Here is a 21194-nt window from a genome sequence, read left to right as displayed (position 1 = left end):
AAAAAAAAGCCTCGCCCGAAAATTCGGAACGAGGCTTTTTTACTTTACGAGCATTTACTTATGACAAGGTGCCTGCGAGGGCTTTTTTGATCAGGGCGCGGGTTTCGTCGATGCCGTAAAGGGCAACGAACGAACCAAAGCGCGGGCCACGTTCCTGGCCGATCAGGACCTCATAAAGCATCTGGAAGAACGAAACCGATACGCCTGGGCCCCCTTCAGGGCTCTTTTTGGTGTGATCCTGATAGCGTTCGATTGCACGGGCGACGTCCAGAATGGCGTTCTGAATGCCGGTGCCATCGGTATTGCTTGGCAAGGTCGCAAGTTTCGCATCAAGGCCTTCAAGTGCAGCGCGTTCCACATCATCAGGGGCGCGGAACTGTTTGGTTGGCTTGACGAAATCGTTGAAGTAGCGGATTGCATAGCCAACCAGCGCATCAAGTTCCGGGTTATTTTCTGGCGTAACACCCGGCACATGGCGCGAGATGAAGCCCCACAGAACGCTCGGGCTTTCCGCATTGGATGCACTCACCAGATTGAGCATCAGTGCGAATGTCACCGGCAGCTCAACCTTTGGTGGATTACCGTAATGGATATGCCAGACCGGATTGTTCAGACGGTCTTTCCATTCCTGACGGTTATAAGCTGACAGATAGGTGAAATATTCGTCCACCGCCTTCGGAATCACGTCAAAGTAGAGCTTCTTCGCGGTCTTCGGCTTCTGGAAGTTGTAGAGTGCAAGGCTTTCGGTTGGTGCATAGGCCAGCCATTCGTCAATCGCGATGCCGTTGCCCTTTGATTTTGAAATCTTCTGGCCGATCTGATCGAGGAAGAGCTCGTAAACAAAATGCTCTGGCGCACGACCGCCAAGAATTTCGCAGATGCGATCGTAAATACCGGCATTGGTCTGATGATCTTTGCCGAACATTTCAAAATCAACACCGAGCGCTGCCCAGCGCATACCGAAATCCGGCTTCCACTGTAGCTTCACGTTGCCGCCGGTAACGGGGAGTGTGGTTTCAACACCGTCTTCATCGTCAAAGGTGATGGTGCCGGCTTTAGCATCCACGCGCTTCATCGGCACGTAGAGCACGCGACCGGACTTTGGCGAAATTGGCAGAAACGGGCTATAGGTCGCCTGACGTTCTTCACCGAGCGTCGGCAGCATCACCTTCATGATGTCGTCATAGCGTTCGACTGCCTTGAGCAGTACGGCGTCGAACTTACCGGACTTATAATAGTCCGTTGCGCTGGCGAATTCATAGTCGAAGCCAAAAGTATCAAGGAAGCGGCAGAGCATGGCGTTATTATGCTCGGCAAAGCTCTTGTATTCGCCGCCAAACGGATTTGGCACGGCAGAAAGCGGTAATTGCAGATATGGCTCAAGGGCTGCTTTGTCCGGTACATTGTCCGGGATCTTACGCATACCGTCGAGATCGTCCGAGAAACAGATGAGGCGAGTCTTGACTTTATCACCAGTCAGAACGCGAAACGCGTGACGTACCATCGAGGTGCGTGCAACTTCGCCGAACGTGCCGATATGCGGCAGGCCCGATGGCCCATAGCCGGTCTCAAAAATCACGGTTTCAGGAAGCCCCGTCTTTTCGTAGCGCTTGAGGATTTTTCTTGCCTCTTCAAAAGGCCACGATTTCGCTTCCGCAGCCGCCGCGGTCAGTTCCGGGGTCAGCGTAATTTCGGGAAGGCGGTGCGAAGTCATGATTTTTTCCTGATGTCCTGTGAAGGGCTTTGTTTGATGAAGTTTTTCTGCACTCAGATGTGCTATTGCTCTATGGCGCGGCTAACCCCAGACGTCAATCTTTGCAGCGATAATTCCGAGTGAATTTCCTTGCGCAAGTCTCTCAGGCTTCCTAATTTTCGGCCAATGTGACCGAAATTGTGATTCCGGTTCACCTGTTGAGGAGCATTCGATGAATAAGATTTCCGCACACGACGCCCTAGTGTACATCATGGTGACAACGTCTGCCGCAGACACGTCGATGACCGATGCGGAAATGGCATCGATCAGCAATGTGGTTTCGCGCCTGCCGGTTTTTCAGGGTTTTGACTCTGCGCGGCTACCTAAAATTGCCAGCGATTGTTATGAGCTTCTGGCTTTCGAGGACGGGTTGGAGCGCATTCTCGACTTGGCGCATGAGGCATTGCCGGAAAAGCTCTATGATACTGCCTATGCACTGGCCGTTGAAGTGGCGGCGGCTGATCTGCATGTCGAGCAGGAAGAACTCGAGTTTCTTCAGATGCTGCGTGATCGCTGGACACTGGATGAATTGACCGTTGCAGCAATTGAGCGCAGCGCGCGCGTTCGATTCCGCAAGCTCTGAGTTGTTCTGAATGTAAACTGATAACGGGCGGGATTAACCCGCCCGTCGTATATGACGATCCGGTTTTAGCAGATGACTGGCACGCGTCGCGCTTTCCGCCATTCCAATGCGGTCCGCATCAGATGGGCAGCTTCTGCGAATGTGGCACTCTCTTTCCAGCGCTCCGTATGAATAAGGCTTGATGGAACGATGTCCCTCAATGCTTCAAGCGTATGGCGAGGGATTGTATCAGTGCAGCGCCAAAGACGTCGGAAAACAACGCTAATACGGGTAATCTTACCATTGATTGCTACGACCGGCTCTTCCATTTCGAGATTCCAGTCCTCATAAGCATCTACCGCATCCTGAAAGGCGTGATGCAGATAGATCGGTGCATGACCGTCATGAAGTGGGGGCAGCAAACTGGACATTCCTGTTTCCTCTCTTCCAATGGTGCTTCAGCTAAAGGCATTTACAGAAACTTCGATACAGAACTCCGCAAATGCAGTTGAAAAGAGCAGATTTCGGCTCTTTGGCTGTGTGCCGTATCAGTTTTCCTTCACGAAATACGACAACACATAATTAACCATGATCTATGCAAGGGAGGGTGTTTGGCAAGGAGAAAATTTCTTTTATAAAGCTCGAAAGGGAAAAACAGTTCTGGTTCTATGGTTGAATTTTTTCTGACACTATCCCTCATTATCGTGGGAGGAAGGACTGATCATCGGTGGTGGACAAAGACACATTGTTGGGTGGTCTGGTCTCGGTTGGATTGCATGGTGCAGTCCTTGCGCTGCTATTGTTCACATTTCCAATGTCAACGCATTCCGTCCAGCCTGAGGACGTGAAAGTCGAGCTGGTTCCGCCGCCATCAGACAGCCCATCACCTGCTCAAGAGAAAAATTCTGCCACTAAGGATAAGGCTGCCGCGCCCTATAAAGCGTTTGAAGCGGCTTCAGATGATAAGAAAGAAAACACCAAAACCGAGCCGAACAGGGCGTCTGAACAGCAAGGGGTTGATAGGCCTCAACCAGTTGATGGGGTATCGGAACGGTTTCAGGAGAAGACGTTTGGTGGCGAGCCAGTTCTGAGCACTGAAAAATCATCTTCCAGCCGAGCTGACTTGAAAAAGCAGGACGCGCCTATGATCAAGGCTAAGAAAATCTACTCAAAAGATGCTCTTGCAAATCCGCGTGTGAAACAGGCTTTAGGAAAGCTTTCTCCGACAGATCGTGTCATACAGATTTGTGGCATTGAGGCCTTGGAGCAAATCCGGCATCATCGACCGGACATCGTGCCTGATATGATGGCCCGAACAGGTGGAGCGCTGACAGAGACGAGTTTGAAGATGTCTGGAGGTGCCTTTCGAAGTCGTGCAAAATGGTACAATCTGGATTTCGATTGCACCATTAATCCAAAAGATATGGCGGTCTCGTCGTTCCAGTATGCGATTGGTGGCACGGTTCCTAAAAAAGACTGGTCTCGCAGAGAGTTGCCTGTTGATTAGCTTTCGGGATGCAGATCTTTTCCAAAACAGAAACAGTTTTCGTTATTTATTGCCACTGCGACAGGATTTGCCCTGCAATTTGTTTAGGTCCGGTGTAGACAAATACATAGGGAATTGAATTTCAGAGGCAGTGATATGGCTCGTTTTGTTGCATCGCGCAGAGCATTTCTTATTGGTTCGACTTCGCTTGCGGCATTGCCGCTTTTGCCCCATTGGGCAAGTGCCGAAGATACACCGCAAAATGGCGGACGACTGGTCGTCGCCGCAGATTCCGAGTCGCGTAATCTCAATCCGGCCATTGTTGCCTCCAACGGTGTTTTCTTCGTGGCGAGCAAAGTGATTGAGCCTTTGGCGGAAGCATCGTTTGACGGTCAAAATGGCCTTGAACCACGCCTTGCAACCAGTTGGGCAGGCTCTGCTGATGGTCTGACTGCGACTTTCCATCTGCGAGAGGGCGTCAAATGGCATGATGGTCAGCCGTTTACCGCGGCAGATGTGGCGTTTTCTGCCATGCAGGTCTGGAAACCACTGCAAAATCTCGGCCGCGTCGTGTTCAAGGCGCTTGAGAAGGTTGAGACGCCGGATGAATATACGGCGATCTTCCATTTCAGCGAGCCAACCCCGTTTCAGCTCATTCGCAATGCGTTGCCGGCATTGACTGCCGTTTTGCCCAAACATGTGTTTGATGGTACCGACATTGCCGCCAACCCTGCCAATGAGAAGCTGATTGGCACAGGCCCGTTCAAATATGCCGAGCACAAGACGGGCGAATATTATCGCCTGACGAAGAATGATGACTATTGGGGCGATGGCGAGCCTTATCTTGACGAAATCATCTATCGTGTGCTGCCGGACCGTGCCGCCGCCGCAGGCGCGCTGGAAGCGGAGGAAATTGACCTTGCAGCATTCTCCGCGGTCCCTCTGGCTGATCTCGACCGCATCTCAAAAGTGCCGGGGCTGCGTGTCATTTCCAAGGGCTATGAGGCGCTGACCTATCAGTTGGTCGTCGAAATCAATCATCGCCGCAAGGAACTCTCAGACCTTAAAGTCCGTCAGGCAATCGCGCATGCGATTGATCGCGATTTGGTGGTGAAAACGATTTTCATGGGCTATGCCAAGCCTTCGACCGGGCCGGTTCCCCAATATGACAGCCAGTTTTATACGCGTGATGTGACCGCTTATCCTTTCGATATAGCGAAGGCTAATGCACTTCTGGATGAGGCCGGTTATAAGCGCGGCAAGGATGGAAACCGTTTTGTACTCAAGTTATTGCCCGCACCTTATTTCAATGAAACCAGACAGTTCGGGGATTATCTTAGACAAGCACTTGCAGAGATTGGCATTGATGCGCGTATTGTCAACAATGACTCAGCAGCGCATCAAAAGGCGGTTTATACGGACCACGATTTTGATCTTGCGATTGCGCCGACTGTCTATCGTGGAGACCCCGCCATTTCGACGACCATTCTGGTTGAAAGCGGCATTGCTTCGGGTGTTCCGTTCTCCAATCAGGGTGGTTACGCCAATGCTGAGTTGGATGCGGTGATTGCCAAAGCAGCACATGAGATTGATGAGAAGGAGCGCACGGCACTTTATCACCAGTTTCAGCAATTGGTGGAAGCCGATCTGCCGCTCATCAATGTGGCTGAATGGGGCTTCATTACTGTTGCCAATGATCGCGTGCAGAATGTTGCCAACAATCCGCGCTGGGCTGTCTCCAATTGGGCCGATAGCTGGATTAAGCAGTGACGCAGCTTCTGTTGCTTCTCAGAAAACGACTGATCGGCAGCCTGATGGTGCTGCTGATTGTTATTATAGGCTGTTTTCTGATGCTGGAAACAGCACCGGGAGATGCGGTCGATGCCTATGCTGTGAGCTTTGGTGGTGATGCGGTTGCTATTGCGGACATGCGTGCGCGTTGGGGGCTTGATCTGTCTATATGGCATAGGCTCACGGCCTATCTTACAGCGCTTTTACAGGGAAATCTTGGTTGGTCGGTCAGTTTTAACCGTCCTATTCTGGATGTCATTCTTGAACGTTTGCCCAATACGCTTTTGTTGATGGGCGCAGCCACCGCGCTGTCCTTTGTTGTGGGTTCTGCTCTGGGTATAGTGGCCGGTACAAAGCCCGCAAGTTTTCGCGACCGTTTTTTGTCCGTTGCTTCGCTTGTGCTTTATGCCATTCCCGGTTTCTGGCTGGCGCTTGTGCTGGTCATCCTGTTTTCGATCCGGCTGCGCTGGCTGCCTTCAAGCGGCATAGAGACAATTGCTTCCGGCAAGGAAGGTCTTGCGCGTGGACTTGATATAGCGCGTCATCTTGTGCTGCCGGTTGTCTCGCTGGCCCTGATTTATCTGGCTCTTTATCTGCGTGTCATGCGTGCTTCGATGGCTGAGATTTGGCGTATGGATTTCGTCCGCGCACTGAAAGCGCGAGGCATATCTCACCCGCGTATCGTGTTGTGCCATGTCGTGCGCAATGCACTCCTTCCACTGGTCACTATGCTTGGGCTGCAAGCTGCGTCCATGCTGGGCGGCAGTGTGGTGATTGAAAGCGTTTTTGCGGTTCCTGGCCTCGGTCGGCTCGCGCAGGAGGCGGTGGCAAGCCGTGATACGCCTCTGCTGCTGGGCGTCATTTTGACCAGCGCCATTATGGTGATCTTGGTCAATTTCGTCGTTGATCTTCTCTATCTCTGGCTTGATCCGCGCATATCTGCCGGAAAGGCCCGACAATGAATGGGGGCAGGCGTTATTTCAGTTCAGGAGAAGGCATTGCAGGCGCGATTATTCTGCTCGTGCTGATCGCCGCAGCACTCTTTGCGCCATTGCTCTTTCCCGGTGATCCTTTGCGCATTGTGGCAACGCCGATGCTTGCGCCTTTCGACAATGCATCCTTTCCATTTGGAACGGATCGGCTGGGTCGTGATGTACTGGCCGAGCTATTCCACGCAAGTCGCACATCGCTGATCGTGGGGCTGGCCGCAGCGGCGGTATCCATCCTGATTGGCAGTGTTGTCGGCACATTGGCAGGTTTTGTGGGAGGGCTGGTTGATGAAGTGTTGATGCGCATAACAGAAGCTTTCCAGACCATTCCGGGTTTTTTACTGGCGCTTGCCTTGGTCAGCATTGCCGGGCCTTCGTTGCCTGTGCTGGTTGCAGCGATTGCGCTTTCAAGCTGGACGCAGGCCGCACGCCTGACGCGCGGACAAGTGCTGTCAATCCGCGAGAGCGATTACGTAGCCTCAAGCCGTGTGATCGGTATGCACCCGCTGGAAATCGCATTCCGGCAAATCCTGCCCAATGCTTTGCCGCCGGTGCTGGCGCTTGTGCCGGTCATTGTCGCCTCTGCCATTTTGATTGAAGCAGCACTTTCATTTCTGGGGCTTGGCGATCCCAATCGCGTGACGTGGGGCGGTATGATTGCCGAGGGCCGCACGGTTTTGCGCTCGGCGCCATGGCTGTCTATTCTGCCGGGGATGGCACTGGCGTTCACGGTCGTGGGGGTCTATCTCGCAGGCGAAGGCATCACCAATGCTGCATCGCGGCGGGAGGTACAGACATGAGTGTGCTTGCCCATATAACCAATTTCGGTGTGCGTTATGGTCGGGATCATGCGCTGCACAATATCAGTCTGGATATCAATAAGGGCGAAACGCTTGCCATTATCGGCGAAAGCGGTTCTGGAAAAAGTACGTTTGCTTTGGCGCTGGCCCGTCTGTTGCCTCTTAATGCTTGCACTTCAGGCGCGATCCAATGGCCGGGTGGAACCCCAAAGCAGGGGCGTGATGTGGGCTTCGTGTTTCAGGACCCCGCTTCAAGCTTTGACCCCTTGATGCGTGTTGGGGCCCAATTGATTGAAACGATTCGGGCTCATGAAAGCATAGATCGGAATGCTGCAAAAGATAAAGCAATCAATCTGTTAGAGCAAGTTCATATACCTGTTCCCGAACTCAGTTTTTTACGCTATCCGCATCAGTTTTCCGGTGGGCAAAAGCAGCGCATCGCCATAGCGCTCGCCATGGCTGCAAACCCTTATATTCTGATTGCGGATGAACCGACCAGTGCGCTCGATACCATTGTGCAACGGGAAATCGTGGCACTGCTGCGTGCCTTGGTTAAGGCCAATGGCATGACGCTGATTTTTATCACGCATGATATTGCACTGGCTTCCAATCTGGCGGACCGCATCGCCGTTTTCCGTCATGGTGAACTGGTGGAATGCGGTTCAGCGCGCACAATTGTTACCACGCCGCAGAGCGATTACACGAAAGCGCTGATTGCAGCCGTCCCCGTGCTGGAGCCTCAGCATGGATAGAGCGTTGTTACAGGCGAGCGACGTGACCGCGAGCTATGGCGATAAGCTGGCGCTCGATCATATAAATCTCGTGATTAAGGCCGGTGAAACGCTGGCGCTGGTGGGGCCTTCGGGCAGCGGTAAATCGACATTGGCGCGTGCGCTGTTAAGGCTGCATCCCCTTGAAACGGGTTCGGTTCAGTTTGAAGATGAAGACTGGCTTGCCCTCAAAGGGGGGGAACTCAGAAAGCGCCGCGCGCGATTGCAGATGGTGTTTCAGGACCCGCTCTCTGCTTTTAATCCACGCGCAACGGTCTATGATCTGCTGCGCGAGCCGCTGCGTATTCATGGGATAACACGGGATATTTCAGAGCTTTTGAAAAAGGTTGGGCTTGATCCTGAACTGAGCAAACGCGGCGTGCATGAGATTTCCGGTGGGCAGCGTCAGCGTGTGGCGATTGCACGCGCGCTTGCAACAAGGCCATCGCTCATTGTCCTGGATGAAGCGGTGTCTGCGCTTGATGTAACGGTGCGAGGCACAATTCTGAAATTGTTGCTGGAGATACAGAAGACCGAGGGCACAGCCTATCTTTTTATCACGCATGATCTGGCCGTTGCGGCACAAATGGCTGATCAGATTGCTGTGATGGAGCAAGGGCGGATTGTTGAGTGCCGCCCGACGCAGGAATTGATTGCGGCACCGCACATGCCTGTTACGAAAGCATTGATAGAAGCGGTGCCGAAAATATTGGTTTAAGCCTTTCCCAGCTCAATAGAACGGTTGCGCGCAGCTTCAACCGCTTCTGTTACAAGGTTCTTGAGGCGGTTTTCACCCATCAAAACATCTAGCGCTGCGGCTGTTGTGCCATTGGGGCTTGTGACCTGCTCGCGCAATTTCGTTGGGCTATCGCTGCTGGAGGCAGCCAGCGCTCCCGCACCCATCACGGTTTGCATGGCAAGAAGCGCTGCCGTTTCGCGCGGAAGACCCGCGGTCACACCAGCATCGGTCAAGGCTTCAATGAAGTGGAATACATAAGCAGGGCCAGAGCCGGAAACGGCAGTCACGGCATCCATCTGTGCTTCATCGTCAATACTTGCAACCTTACCGGATGTTTTGAGCAGGCTTTTTACGAATGCTGCATCATCGTCACTAACATTTGTGTTTTTGAAGGTGACAAGCATGCCTTTACCAATTGCGGCAGGCGTATTCGGCATACAGCGCATGATTTTTGCATCGCTACCCAGATGCTGTTCGAAAAATGAAACTGGAATGCCAGCAGCCACGCTGACAAAAGTGGCATTGGGTGCAAAGCGCTTATAAGCGGGCAGTACATCGCCCATAACCTGTGGCTTGACGGCAACCAGCACCATACGTGGGTTAAGGTTATCAGGGAGCGAGCCGGCGCTTGAGCAGGCATTCACACCGGCAAGCGCTGCCCGCGTCTGAAGGGTTTCTGAAGGCTCAACCACATGCACATTCTCAGCTTGTAGAATCCCGCTGTCGAGCCAGCCTTTGAGCATGGCAAAGCCCATATTGCCGCAACCAACGAGAATGACTGTGTCCTGCATGAGAAAGTTCCGCCCTGATTAAATTGATATGTTTTCGGGTATAGCCTCCACCGACAGCAATTCGCAAGGCTTGTAGCAAAAACGGCGTGTTTGAAATGAACTGTATATTTATAATTTTATCGTGATTTATTGAGCGCTCTTATTTTATAGAAATAAAGCATGTCTCCTAAAAGCGGGGACCGATTTTGGATTAAAGACATGCGTCAAACCAAGAGTTAAAACGTGTTATATGACGAGAATAACACACAACACGCTTTCATTCGGTAAAAGCTGGATTTGAGGGAATAATGGATCCATCGCTTACAACAGGTGTGCCGCCTGCAGAGGCCTTCACGCATGTCCGCATCATTATTGGCATTATCCTTGGCCTGTGTGTGTCGCGTCTTCTGACAGGATTTGCCCGTTTTATTCAGCATCCGGGCAAACAGAAAATCTATCCTGTGCATCTGGCATGGGTGGGCTTTATTCTGCTCTCGGTTATCCATTTCTGGTGGTTCGAGTTCAATTTGCGTGCCGTTCATGTGTGGACGTTCGAGAAATATTTCTTCGTCATTTTTTATGCAGGGCTTTATTTTCTGCTCTGCACGCTGCTTTTTCCTGACGATATGGGGGAATATACCGGCTATCGTGATTATTTCATTTCGCGGCGCAAATGGTTCTTTGGCATTCTGGCGCTGGTATATGTTGCCGATGTTGTTGATACCTTTCTCAAGGGCGTGGAGCATTATCAGCTATACGGGGTTGAATATCCTATTCGTGTCGGTGCGTTGGTTGTCGCAAGTCTTATTGCGATGTTTACGGATAACCGGCGCTATCATGCGATTTTTGTGAGCGTCGCGCTGCTATACGAAATAGCCTTCACGCTCCGGCATTTTGCGACTTTATCCTGAAACTCGGCCAATCTGAGATTGTCATCTTGGCCGATGAGGCTTATTGGCATGGTTTCAGGATCAAGGCGATGTATCCCAAGGCATCGCCTGTTTAAAGCGGAGCATTGATATGGCCCAATTGATCGACGGCAAGAAGCTCGCCGAGGACGTGGTGTCCACGGTGAAGCGTGAGACCGAAAAACTCGTGGCTGCAACTGGCGTGGTTCCCGGTATTGCGGTGGTGATTGTCGGTGAAGACCCGGCAAGTCAGGTCTATGTTGCTTCCAAGGGCAAAAAAGCCAAGGAATGCGGCTTTGTTTCCGTGCAGCACGATCTCCCGGAAGACGCTTCTGAGCAGGAGCTTCTGGATCTGATCGACAGCCTCAACAACGATCCTGCCATTCATGGCATTCTGGTACAGTTGCCACTGCCAAAGCACATTGATTCCGGCCGTGTGATCCAGACAATCGCGCCGGAAAAAGACGTCGACGGCTTCCATTTCATCAATGTCGGTAAGCTTGGCACCGGCGAAGTCGATACGGCTTTCGTACCTTGCACACCAGCTGGAGCAATGATCATGATTGAGCGCGTTCATGGACGCGATCTTTCGGGCCTCAATGCGGTTGTTATTGGTCGCTCTAATATCGTTGGCAAGCCGATGTTCAACCTTCTGCTTGCTGCCAATGCAACGGTAACGGTTGCACATAGCCGTACCAAAGACCTGCCAGCGATTGCCCGCACCGCCGATATTCTGGTTGCAGCAGTCGGTCGTCCGCAGATGGTCAAGGGCGACTGGATCAAGCCGGGTGCGACTGTGATCGATGTGGGTATCAATCGCATTCCTGCACCTGAAAGGGGCGAAGGGAAGACGCGTCTGGTTGGCGATGTCGATTTTGTGGATGCGGAAAAGGTGGCAGGTGCCATTACGCCAGTTCCGGGTGGGGTTGGTCCGATGACCATCGCCATGCTGATGGCAAACACTTTAACCGCCGCATGCCGCAGCGTTGGATTTGAGAAGCCAGTATTCTGAAAATAAAAGAAAGGCCGCATGGATGATGCGGCCTTTCGATTTTCAGAACACCGATGCACCTTCATCGGCGCGTCCGGCGATGCTTCGAAAGGCGCGGAAAAGTTCACGGCCCATACCATGATCATTGGCTGAAAGGTCGGGACGCTGTTCGATGCGTTCATGAAGAAGTGCATCACTGATCAGCACGTCCAGAGTTCCGTTCACGGCATCAAGTCGAACAATATCGCCATTGCAAATTTTTCCGATCGCGCCACCATCGAGTGCTTCCGGTGTCACATGGATGGCCGATGGCACCTTCCCGGATGCGCCGGAAAGACGGCCATCGGTGACGAGCGCTACGCGCTGTCCGCGATCCTGCAAAATACCAAGCACAGTCATCAGTTTGTGCAACTCAGGCATGCCATTGGCTTTTGGTCCTTGATAGCGCACAACGGCGATAAAGTCTCCGGTGAGGTCGCCAGCCTTGAATGCGGCTTGCAATTCGGCCTGATCGTTGAAGACTTTTGCCGATGCTTCAATGACATGGCGTTCAGGCTTTACCGCAGAAACCTTGATGATCGCATTGCCGATGTTGCCGGTCAGAACCTTAATGCCGCCTGAGGGCTGGAAGGGCGCCCCGATCTTGGCCAGAACCTTGTCGTCGCCGCTCTTTTCGGGAACCGGTTCGCGAACAACCGTGCCATTTTGCCCAAGTTTTGGTTCGATTGCGTAAGGTCGCAAACCTTCTCCCCAGACAGTGCGGACATCTTCATGCAGAATGCCGCCGTCGAGTAATTCGCGGATCAAAAAGCCCATGCCGCCAGCTGCATGGAAATGGTTCACATCTGCTAGACCATTCGGATAAACGCGCGCCAGTAAAGGCACGACGTCAGAAATCTCCGAAATATCCTGCCATTTCAGTTTGATGCCTGCGGCCGCAGCCATGGCGATCAGATGGATCGTATGGTTTGTCGAACCGCCGGTCGCGTTCAACCCAATGATACCATTGACGAAAGACCGCTCGTCCAGCATCTCGCCAACGGGCGTATATTCATTGCCGCAAGCAGTAATCGCCAAGGCGCGCTTGGTGGCTTCGCGGGTCAGCGCATCGCGTAACGGTGTGCCAGGATTGATGAAAGACGAGCCGGGCAGGTGCAGCCCCATGATCTCCATCAGCATCTGATTGGAGTTGGCGGTGCCATAGAAGGTACATGTGCCGGGGCCGTGATAGGATTTTGATTCAGATTCGAGCAATTCCGCGCGGCCAACCTTACCTTCCGCATAAAGCTGGCGGGTCTTGGCTTTTTCGTCATTCGGCAGACCGCTTGTCATAGGCCCTGCCGGAATGAAGACCGCTGGCAGATGACCAAAGGTGAGGGCACCGACGATTAGCCCCGGTACAATCTTGTCGCAGACACCCAGATAGACGGCAGCGTCGAACATGTCATGTGAGAGGCCGACAGCCGTTGCCATGGCAATGACTTCGCGCGAAAACAGTGACAGTTCCATGCCCGCAAAACCCTGCGTGACACCATCACACATGGCAGGCACGCCGCCTGCAACCTGCGCCACGCCACCTGCGTCACGCGCAGCCTTGCGGATCAGATCGGGATAGGTCTCAAACGGCTGATGCGCTGAGAGCATGTCATTAAAAGCGGTTATGATGCCGAGATTTGGGACAACATCGGCTGTCAGGGCCGCCTTGTCATTGGGGCCGCAGGCTGCAAAACCGTGGGCGAGATTGGCGCATCCAAGGATCGAGCGATGTGGCTTGCGGGAGGCCGCATCACGAACACGTCCAAGATAGGCTTCTCGAGTGGGCTTTGAGCGCTCAACGATACGCTCTGTGATGGCCTTGATGCGGGTATGCGCAGTCTGCGTTGTCATGGGTATCACCTGTTGGAAAATGCCAGGCTTGCCTGTGGTTGATTATAACACAGTCCCAAACGCAAACTGCTGCGTTCAATGAGACCGTTAGCTTGTCCAATAAAGTTGTATCGGCTTGCGGGCGTGATGGAACACGGCGCGAACCGGCATTTCATTTTCGTCGTCGCTGGCAAGTGCCTTTTCAAGTGTTGCCTGCTTCGCAGCACCCTCAATATGCAGAACCAGCATGTCTGCTTCCACCAGCAATGGCAAGGTCAGTGTCAGGCGCTTTTCACCTGCACCTTCTGCATGAATTGGCAGAACAACAGCCTTGGTCTTTGGATCAATCGCCTGATCAAGACGGTCGGCATTCGGGAAAAACGAAGCTGTGTGCCCATCATTGCCCATGCCAAGCACGACGACGTCAAACGGGCGACGCAATGCATCAATACGGCTGGCAGCCGCCAGTGCTGCTGTTTCTGCGGTCGCAGCCGGATTATAAAGGCCGACAAATTTCGCGACACCTGCATGATCACGCAACAGATGATCACGCACCAGCTTTTCGTTGGAACGTTCGTTGGTTGGTGCGACAAAGCGCTCATCGACGAGCGTAATAGTCACAAGCGTCCAGTCAATCATTTTGCGGGACAAGATGTCGAACAGCTTGAGCGGCGTTGTGCCGCCGGAAACAGCAAGTGTCGCTTGCCCCCGCTCAGCAATAGCGGCAGCCAACTTGTTCGCAATTGCTTCAGAAAGCGCCTGCGCAAGTTCTGTTCCACTGGTAAAATCGTGCCGTTCGATGCTCATGCCGTACCTTTCAAGTCCAAACGTCCGGAACGAGCGCAATCTCTGCGGATATTCGCGCTCGCTCTTTATTTTGTGGCACAAAGACTGATCCGGGAATGTCTGTCAACGTCCCCGGACTTTGCTTTGTCAGCTTTCGTGCCAGGTCCGACCATCACGCTCGATAAGAGCGATCGAAGACGATGGTCCCCAGGTGCCTGACGTATAGCCCTGAACCTGTTGGTTGTTCACCTCCCAACCCTTGAGGATCGGATCAACCCAGCGCCATGCCGCTTCCACTTCATCGCGGCGCATGAAGAGTGTCTGGTTGCCACGTACAACGTCCATGATCAGACGCTCATAGGCATCAGGATTGCGTTCATTGAAGGATTCAGCAAAGCTCATATCAAGTGGAACGTGGCGAAGGCGCATCCCGCCCGGACCTGGATCCTTGATCATCAGCCACTGCTTGACACCTTCATCCGGCTGCAAACGGATAACGAGCTGGTTGGCGACAACTTTGCCGGCATGTTCTCCGAAGATCGAATACGGGATCGGCTTAAAGGTGACGACGATTTCCGAAACACGGGACGCAAGGCGTTTGCCTGTACGCATGTAAAACGGAACGCCAGCCCAACGCCAGTTGTTGATTTCGGCCTTCAGCGCCACAAAAGTTTCGGTGTTGCTGTCGTCGCTGCCAAGGTCTTCGAGGTAGCCCTTAACAGGACCACCTGCGGATGCGCCAGCGCGATACTGGCCGCGTACCGTCACGTCTTCGACATTAGCCGAGGTAATTGGTTTGAGCGAACGCAGTACCTTGACCTTTTCGTCATGGACGGCATCGGCTTCGAGCGACGAAGGTGGCTCCATGGCGACGAGGCAAAGAAGCTGCAGAATATGGTTCTGTACCATATCGCGCAATGCGCCAGCAGTGTTGTAATAGCCCGCGCGACCTTCAAGGCCGACAGATTCGGCAACCGTAATCTGAACGTGGTCAACGTGCGCAGAATTCCACAATGGCTCATAAAGTGCATTCGCAAAGCGCAGAGCCATCAGGTTCTGGACGGTTTCCTTGCCCAGATAATGGTCGATACGGAAAATCTGGTCTTCGCGGAAAACGCTGCCGATGGTGTCATTAAGCGCATTGGCGGATTCGAGATCGCGGCCAATTGGCTTTTCAACGATGATGCGCGTATCGCGCGTGATCAAGCCATGCGACTTGAGACGGTTGGCGATGTCACCAAACAAAGTTGGGCTGACTGCGAGATAAAACGCGCGGATCTTTTCAGGCTTTTTGCCAATAGCCTCTTTCAGAGCAGCCCAGCCATCTTCCGATTTTGCATCGACTGCGACATAGGTCAGCCGAGCCATAAATGCCTCGACTTCCTTGGCGTCAATTTCGGAATCTTTCACATGCTCGTTGATCGCATCACGGGCAAATTTGCGATATTCCTCATCGGTCATGGCGCTACGCGATGCACCGATGATACGTGTTGGCTCACTGAGCTGACCTGCACGTTGGCGCTGGTACAGAGCAGGAATCAGTTTGCGTTCGGCAAGATCGCCGGAACCGCCGAAAACGATACAATCGAAGGGCTCTACCGGTATTATCTGGCTGGTCATATATTGCTCTCTTCCACTTCTGACGCAAATCACTTCGCTAATAGCAGATTGCGATTTTCGCGCAGCCTTTGTCTACGATCTAATCGATTTAAATTCAACCGTCCAATATAACATTCTCGCGAATGTTGCCAATTACAGGTGTCTTATGACTCTGGTTAACGGCATATGCATATATAGCGTGTTCAAGATAATGCGATAGAAGTGATTTGACGGGCGGATTCTAATAAATATCCGCGAAAGGAGCATGACATGAAAAGGCTGCAGGATAAGGTTGCGATCATCACAGGTGCGGGATCGGGTTTCGGTTCTGCGATAGCGCGCCGATTTGCAGCTGAAGGCGCTAAAGTCGTGCTGGCGGATGTGAATGTGAAGCGCCTTGAAGACGAGTTAGCCGATATTGGCGAGAATGCTTTATCCGTACAGGCTGATGTTTCGCGCAAGGATGATATGGAACGTCTGGCGCGCGCGGCATTCGACAAGTTTGGTCGTATCGACATCATGGTCAACAATGCCGGTTTCACCCACCGTAACATGCCTTTGACGGATGTGGATGAGCATAATTTCGATCTCATCAATGCCGTTAATATGAAGGCGATCTATTATTCGACGCTGCTCGTTGCCCCGATCATGGAGCATCAGGGGAGCGGCGCGATTATCAACACGGCATCGGCGATGGCCAATCACCCACGCAAAGGGCTTACATGGTTTGCGGCGTCCAAAGGCTGGGTTGTGAGCGCAACCAAGGCGATGGCGCTTGAGCTGGCCGAGAAAAATATTCGCGTCAACTGTATCTGCCCCGCTGAAAGCGACGGCGAAGCTTTGGCGCTTTTTCTCACGGAAGATACGCCGCAGGCGCGTAAAGATCTGAAAGAAACCATTCCGCTTGGCCGCTTCTCCAAGCCTGAAGATGTGGCCGAGGCTGCGCTGTTCCTTGCTTCCGATGCATCATCAATGGTGACAGGAACAGCGCTTAGCGTTGATGGTGGTTACTCTATCTAACGCCGTTCCTGAGAGCGCCCCAGTTATAAGCCGCACCGAGGCCCATGAGCACTGACGTGGCAATAAATACGGCGGGCATGCTAAACTGTCCGCCGACAAAGCCACCGGCCACTGGACCCGCCACCTGCCCGACATATTGGGCGGAAACAGAAAGTCCAAGCACGCTGCCTGCTACGCGGTCAGGGACATTGTGCCGGATGACGCTGCTGATGCAGGGTAAAAGGCCGCCCAAAGCCAACCCCATCAGGAAGCGGAGACCGATCAGCTGCCAGGCTTCGGTCACAAAGGCTTGGGGAATAAGCAACAGTGCTGCCATGGCCAATGCGCCGGTAATGACGCGAGTATGGCCGATGCGATCTGCAAGGCGGCCAAGGCGTGAGGCGGACAGGATGCTGCCGAGCGCTGCCGCAGCCATGACGACACCGGAAATCAGAGTGACCTTCGCCTGATCATCCATCAGTTGCATCACATAGACGGTGATGATCGGCTCAATCGACATATTGGCAAACATCAGCAACATGCCGGTCGCAAGCATGGCGATGACGGGTTTGCGGTCGGGAACTAAAGCCCATATCGATTGCTTCTTTTGTTCGTTGTTTCGCTTGGGTGGTTTGCGATCTTCGCGGATCAGAAATGTTGTTGCAAGAAAGGTCAGGAAGATCACGCTGCCTGCCAGCCAGAAGGTCGCGCGGATACCGATCAGCGGTGGAAGCGCACCACCCAGCAAAGGGCCAGCCAGATTGCCAGCCATGATGCCGGCAGAAAGTGCACCCAGTGCCCAGCCGGTCTTGTCCTTTGGTGTCTGGGTTGCGACGAGAATCATAGAGCCGGAGGAATAGCCGCCTGCAATGCCGACAAACAGGCGCAGCGCCACTAGCTGCCAGATATCTGTGACCATGCCCATCAGCGACATGGCAATCGCCATGCCAAGGCTTGCGCGGATCAGCATCAGTTTGCGGCCATAAAGGTCACCGAGCTTGCCCCAGAAGGGGGCCACGATAGCGGCTGCGAGAAAGGTCGCGCCATAGGCGATGCCCGACCATTGCACGATTGCAGCTTCGTCGGCCACGCCCAATTGTGCCACATAAAGCGGGAGGAACGGCAGAAGCAGCGACATGGCAATGAGCGTGGTGAATGAACCAATGAGGCAGATGAAAAGATTCTGCTTCCAATAGCGTTCGTGGTTTTCATCACCAATTGCCGCCTTATCGCCTGTTTCGGCATGCCGGGTATTCATGGTTTATTCCGTTGTAATAATGTGCGGTTGTTTTGTATTCCATTTTGGGATACCAATTTGGAATACACACATGCGCCTGACACAATAAGTTGTCAATCAGGCAACCGGAAAAATTGGGATGCAGATGTCACAGATGCGGCACGTCGAAGAACAGCTTCGCGATATGATCCTCGGGCTTGAACTGGGACCAGGCGAGCGGCTGACTGAACGCTGGATCGAGACGCAGTTCAATGCTTCGCGCACGCCGATCCGAGCCGCACTTTTACGGCTTGAAGCCGAGGGACTTGTCGGAAGGGAAGGGCGCGGCTGGACTGTTTCACCGATCAATCTCGCCGAGATTGAACAGATCGGCGTCTATCGCGAGGCACTGGAGATTGCCGCCCTCAAGGTCACTTGCGCGATGGAAGATCGCAGTGGGGTCGATGCGATTGCTGAAATGCTCAACAGTTGTGATGCGACACGTTCGCGTGAAGAGTGGCATCGCGTGGGGATGGATTTTCACATCGAGCTTGCCCGACTTTCGGGTAATGAATTTCTCAGCCGTGGCGTTCGCGATGCCATGCAGCGGCTTTCGCGCGCACGCTGGCTTGAAGTGCGCGATGCGGATGCGCTGGCGCGCGCCTGGCAACAGCATCATGCCATTCTGGATGCGGTGCGAGAAGGAAACTTGTCTCAAGCCACCACTCTGATGACATCGCATTTGGGTGGAAGCCGATCGCGTCTGATCGACAATCTGCGCGAAGATCGGCGTGGCCTGAAAGCGCGTGGCTTTGCAGTGGTTAGTGGCTAAAGCATTTCCAACAAAAGTGCGAAGCGGTTTTGCGCGGAATAATGCGTTAAAACAAAAAAATATCACCATTCAGGCAGCTTATGTCCGTCACGGGCAAAATGGGTTGGTCTGCCCTCTTTGATACCCACATCGCGCAGCAAATATTCCGGCGAGTGTTCGTTGATGAGGTAATACTTACGTTTCCGCTTGAACAAGCGCGCAATCCACTTGCGCAAGCTCAATGGCGTAGTTTTTTCAGGGCAAGCAGCGGCAATCGTTGATGAGCTGATGTCAACATCACGCATAGTAGGTCTCATTTTTTAGGGGTATGTGTTAAATTGTGCCTATAGTTATGATGGAAAAATGCTTTGTTTTCCAATTGAATGTCGATTATCCTACATAAGGAGAACTTATGTATTATGACGTCACCCCTGCCACCGCTTTCAGCCATTCGTGTTTTTGAATCCGCTTCCCGCCACGCAAGCTTTACGCGTGCGGCGAAAGAGTTGGGAATGACGCAGGCTGCCGTCAGCTATCAGATCAAATTGCTGGAAGAGCGTGTCGGCGCTCCACTGTTTCTGCGTAAACCGCGACAGGTGGAATTGACCGAACTGGGCAAGCGCTTGGCTCCTGCGATTAACGATGCCTTTGAAACAATGCGGGCGGCCTTTGCTTCGGCACGGGATGACACGCAGGGCGTTTTGACAATCAGCGCTGTGGTGACGTTCGCATCAAACTGGCTGGTACAGCGGTTGGGGTCGTTCCAGATGCAACATCCGGCGCTGGCCGTGCGACTGGATACCTCGAACGATATAATCGATTTCTCGACGTCAAATGTCGATATGGCCATTCGCAGCGGGCGAGGTGAGTGGCCCGGTATGATTGCCCACGAACTGATCAAAGCGCAGTTTTCACCGATGCTCAGTCCCAAACTTATGGAGTCGGTCGGAGGGATTAAAGATCCTGTTGATTTGTTGCGCCTTCGTGCCGTCGACCCCACCGATCCATGGTGGAAAATCTGGTACAAAGCTGCCGGAATTGAAAATCCGGCCATAAAGGGCAATTCTTTCAGCCGTTATGGCGCGCAGCATCTCGAAGGGCGAGCAGCCGCTGCCGGGCAGGGCGTTGGTATCCTGACACCTGCGTTTCATGCCGCAGAACTGGCATCAGGGCAACTAATCCAGCCCTTTGATCTTCTTTGTGATGACGGACAGGCCTATTGGCTGGTTTATCCCAAAGCACGCAAGAACATGCCCAAAATCCGTGCTTTTCGCGAATGGATTATGGGCGAGCTTGCGCCGTAACCCTAGCCCATCAGATAGCGGAAAAAACCAGCCGAGCAGATGCCGATGATGACGGTCGGCAGCATAGAAAAGCGTGTTGCCGCTAGAATGGTGATCGCAAGCGCTGCAAGATCAGCCGGTTTGTCGGAAACGAAATCGGGCGCAATAACGGAAATCAGCACGCAGCCGGGAGCGGCTTCCATGACGGCTGTGGCGCGCTTGCTGAGCGTACGATTGCGCAACAGAATATAGCCGCCAATACGCGTGAGATAGGTGACGCTTGCCATTAAAACGATGGCTACAACTGCTATTGGATCAATCATTGTCTTTACCTGCCAGAACATAAGCAGCAATCAGACCGGAAATCGCACCGGCTGCGACATACCACGCACCGGGGATAGTGAGATAGGTTGTTGCTGCAACAACAAGGCTGACCAGCCATGGACGGGCGGCGGCAACGCCTTTCCACATGCCTGCAAGCAGCACGAGGAAGACAGCCGGAAAAGCCATGTCAAAGCCATATGGACGCATATCGCCCATCATCGGGCCGAAAGCTGCGCCAAGGGTCGTAAAGAACACCCATGCAATGTAAAACGGGATCGCAACACCGGCATAGAATTTAAGGCTGAGAGCAGGGTTGATGCCTTTGGCCTTTCGGCGTTTCGCATCGGCAATGCCGATTGCCCAGCTTTCATCGCACATGAGAAACAGCGTCGCAAAAGCCTTGCGCTTGGGCAGATGACGGATAAATGGAGCGAGCGCTGCCCCCATCAGTAGATGACGGCTGTTAACGAGAAAAGTAATTGCGGCAATCAGCAAAATATGCGGCGGGGAGGTCCACAGCTGAATAGCTGCAAATTCCGATCCCCCAGCAAAGTTGAGACCGGTCATCAATGGAACTTCGACGAGACTCAACCCTTTTTGTGCAGCAAGCGCACCCAGAACCACCGCATAGGGAATAATGCCAAGCAGAACCGGAAACCCGGCAACTGCACCCCGGCGAAATTCCGAATAACGCGCAGTTCTGCTTTTTTGCGGCGCATAGGCCTGTGAAATATCCATAAAACGTCCGTTG

Annotated in this window: 22 protein-coding genes; 12 read left to right on the top strand and 10 right to left on the bottom strand. The window is 53.1% G+C overall.

From position 1 onward, the window contains the following. Positions 1-58 precede the first annotated feature (58 nt). Positions 59-1714 (bottom strand): lysine--tRNA ligase, encoded by a 1656-nt coding sequence (locus tag VBH83_RS14240; protein ID WP_265984443.1) that lies wholly within the window; start codon positions 1712-1714, stop codon positions 59-61. A gap of 211 nt (positions 1715-1925) precedes the next feature. Between VBH83_RS14240 and VBH83_RS14235 the strand changes: the two genes are divergently transcribed. Then, positions 1926-2336, top strand: a complete 411-nt coding sequence (locus VBH83_RS14235) for a tellurite resistance TerB family protein (protein ID WP_265984441.1) — start codon at positions 1926-1928, stop codon at positions 2334-2336. Positions 2337-2401: 65 nt separating this feature from the next. On the opposite strand, the gene VBH83_RS14230 is transcribed toward VBH83_RS14235, so the two are convergent. After that, positions 2402-2746, bottom strand: coding sequence for a hypothetical protein (locus VBH83_RS14230; protein WP_265984439.1), 345 nt, complete (start codon positions 2744-2746; stop codon positions 2402-2404). Positions 2747-3042: 296 nt separating this feature from the next. On the opposite strand from VBH83_RS14230, the gene VBH83_RS14225 reads away from it, so the two are divergent. From VBH83_RS14225 to VBH83_RS14200, 6 genes are all read left to right on the top strand, one after another. Then, complete coding sequence (locus tag VBH83_RS14225; RefSeq protein WP_265984438.1) at positions 3043-3822, top strand: DUF930 domain-containing protein; 780 nt, start codon at positions 3043-3045, stop codon at positions 3820-3822. Between the two features lie 135 nt (positions 3823-3957). After that, the gene (locus VBH83_RS14220) at positions 3958-5571 is read left to right on the top strand and encodes an ABC transporter substrate-binding protein (RefSeq protein WP_265984437.1); all 1614 of its coding nucleotides are present in this window, start codon (positions 3958-3960) and stop codon (positions 5569-5571) included. After that, entirely contained in the window at positions 5568-6554 is a 987-nt protein-coding gene (locus VBH83_RS14215; RefSeq protein WP_396998311.1) for an ABC transporter permease, read from the top strand. Before VBH83_RS14220 ends, VBH83_RS14215 begins: the two co-directional genes overlap by 4 nt. Further along, positions 6551-7381 (top strand): ABC transporter permease, encoded by an 831-nt coding sequence (locus tag VBH83_RS14210; RefSeq protein WP_265984436.1) that lies wholly within the window; start codon positions 6551-6553, stop codon positions 7379-7381. The genes VBH83_RS14215 and VBH83_RS14210 overlap by 4 nt, the downstream gene beginning before the upstream one ends. Next, positions 7378-8133 carry an ABC transporter ATP-binding protein gene (locus VBH83_RS14205; RefSeq protein ID WP_265984434.1) on the top strand — a complete coding sequence of 252 codons (756 nt, stop codon included), beginning with the start codon at positions 7378-7380 and terminating at the stop codon, positions 8131-8133. Before VBH83_RS14210 ends, VBH83_RS14205 begins: the two co-directional genes overlap by 4 nt. Continuing rightward, entirely contained in the window at positions 8126-8869 is a 744-nt protein-coding gene (locus tag VBH83_RS14200; RefSeq protein ID WP_265984431.1) for an ABC transporter ATP-binding protein, read from the top strand. Before VBH83_RS14205 ends, VBH83_RS14200 begins: the two co-directional genes overlap by 8 nt. Here the strand turns inward: VBH83_RS14200 and proC are convergent. Beyond that, positions 8866-9681, bottom strand: a complete 816-nt coding sequence (gene proC, locus VBH83_RS14195; protein WP_265984429.1) for a pyrroline-5-carboxylate reductase — start codon at positions 9679-9681, stop codon at positions 8866-8868. The two genes, VBH83_RS14200 and proC, sit on opposite strands and share 4 nt — an antisense overlap. A 287-nt stretch (positions 9682-9968) precedes the next feature. On the opposite strand from proC, the gene VBH83_RS14190 reads away from it, so the two are divergent. Beyond that, on the top strand, positions 9969-10571 hold the full coding sequence (locus tag VBH83_RS14190) for a hypothetical protein (protein WP_265984428.1): 603 nt from the start codon (positions 9969-9971) through the stop codon (positions 10569-10571). A gap of 109 nt (positions 10572-10680) precedes the next feature. Beyond that, positions 10681-11580 (top strand): bifunctional methylenetetrahydrofolate dehydrogenase/methenyltetrahydrofolate cyclohydrolase FolD, encoded by a 900-nt coding sequence (folD, locus tag VBH83_RS14185; RefSeq protein ID WP_265984427.1) that lies wholly within the window; start codon positions 10681-10683, stop codon positions 11578-11580. A gap of 42 nt (positions 11581-11622) precedes the next feature. On the opposite strand, the gene edd is transcribed toward folD, so the two are convergent. The 3 genes from edd to zwf form a co-directional block, all read right to left on the bottom strand. Beyond that, complete coding sequence (gene edd, locus VBH83_RS14180) at positions 11623-13446, bottom strand: phosphogluconate dehydratase (RefSeq protein ID WP_265984426.1); 1824 nt, start codon at positions 13444-13446, stop codon at positions 11623-11625. Between the two features lie 87 nt (positions 13447-13533). Continuing rightward, positions 13534-14232 (bottom strand): 6-phosphogluconolactonase, encoded by a 699-nt coding sequence (pgl, locus tag VBH83_RS14175; RefSeq protein ID WP_265984424.1) that lies wholly within the window; start codon positions 14230-14232, stop codon positions 13534-13536. Between the two features lie 126 nt (positions 14233-14358). After that, positions 14359-15831 carry a glucose-6-phosphate dehydrogenase gene (zwf, locus tag VBH83_RS14170; RefSeq protein WP_265984422.1) on the bottom strand — a complete coding sequence of 491 codons (1473 nt, stop codon included), beginning with the start codon at positions 15829-15831 and terminating at the stop codon, positions 14359-14361. Positions 15832-16080: 249 nt separating this feature from the next. Here zwf and VBH83_RS14165 point away from each other — a divergent pair, with 249 nt between their 5' ends. Then, complete coding sequence (locus VBH83_RS14165) at positions 16081-16830, top strand: SDR family oxidoreductase (protein WP_265984421.1); 750 nt, start codon at positions 16081-16083, stop codon at positions 16828-16830. Here VBH83_RS14165 and VBH83_RS14160 read toward each other — a convergent pair. Continuing rightward, entirely contained in the window at positions 16823-18067 is a 1245-nt protein-coding gene (locus VBH83_RS14160; protein ID WP_396998306.1) for a multidrug efflux MFS transporter, read from the bottom strand. The two genes, VBH83_RS14165 and VBH83_RS14160, sit on opposite strands and share 8 nt — an antisense overlap. Positions 18068-18191: 124 nt before the next feature. On the opposite strand from VBH83_RS14160, the gene VBH83_RS14155 reads away from it, so the two are divergent. Continuing rightward, positions 18192-18857 carry a GntR family transcriptional regulator gene (locus VBH83_RS14155; protein ID WP_265984487.1) on the top strand — a complete coding sequence of 222 codons (666 nt, stop codon included), beginning with the start codon at positions 18192-18194 and terminating at the stop codon, positions 18855-18857. A gap of 62 nt (positions 18858-18919) precedes the next feature. Here the strand turns inward: VBH83_RS14155 and VBH83_RS14150 are convergent, their stop codons facing one another. After that, on the bottom strand, positions 18920-19141 hold the full coding sequence (locus VBH83_RS14150; protein WP_265984418.1) for a hypothetical protein: 222 nt from the start codon (positions 19139-19141) through the stop codon (positions 18920-18922). A 114-nt stretch (positions 19142-19255) separates the two neighbouring features. Here VBH83_RS14150 and VBH83_RS14145 point away from each other — a divergent pair, with 114 nt between their 5' ends. Next, positions 19256-20140 (top strand): LysR substrate-binding domain-containing protein, encoded by an 885-nt coding sequence (locus VBH83_RS14145; RefSeq protein ID WP_265984417.1) that lies wholly within the window; start codon positions 19256-19258, stop codon positions 20138-20140. 2 nt (positions 20141-20142) lie between these two features. Here the strand turns inward: VBH83_RS14145 and VBH83_RS14140 are convergent, their stop codons facing one another. Further along, on the bottom strand, positions 20143-20442 hold the full coding sequence (locus tag VBH83_RS14140; protein WP_265984416.1) for an AzlD family protein: 300 nt from the start codon (positions 20440-20442) through the stop codon (positions 20143-20145). After that, positions 20435-21181, bottom strand: a complete 747-nt coding sequence (locus tag VBH83_RS14135; protein WP_396998303.1) for an AzlC family ABC transporter permease — start codon at positions 21179-21181, stop codon at positions 20435-20437. The genes VBH83_RS14140 and VBH83_RS14135 overlap by 8 nt, the downstream gene beginning before the upstream one ends. Between the last annotated feature and the right edge of the window lie 13 nt (positions 21182-21194).

The organism is Ochrobactrum sp. S1502_03 (assembly GCF_044435015.1).
Classification (GTDB): Bacteria; Pseudomonadota; Alphaproteobacteria; order Rhizobiales; family Rhizobiaceae; genus Brucella; species Brucella chromiisoli.
This window is presented reverse-complemented; position numbering and strand designations above follow the sequence as displayed.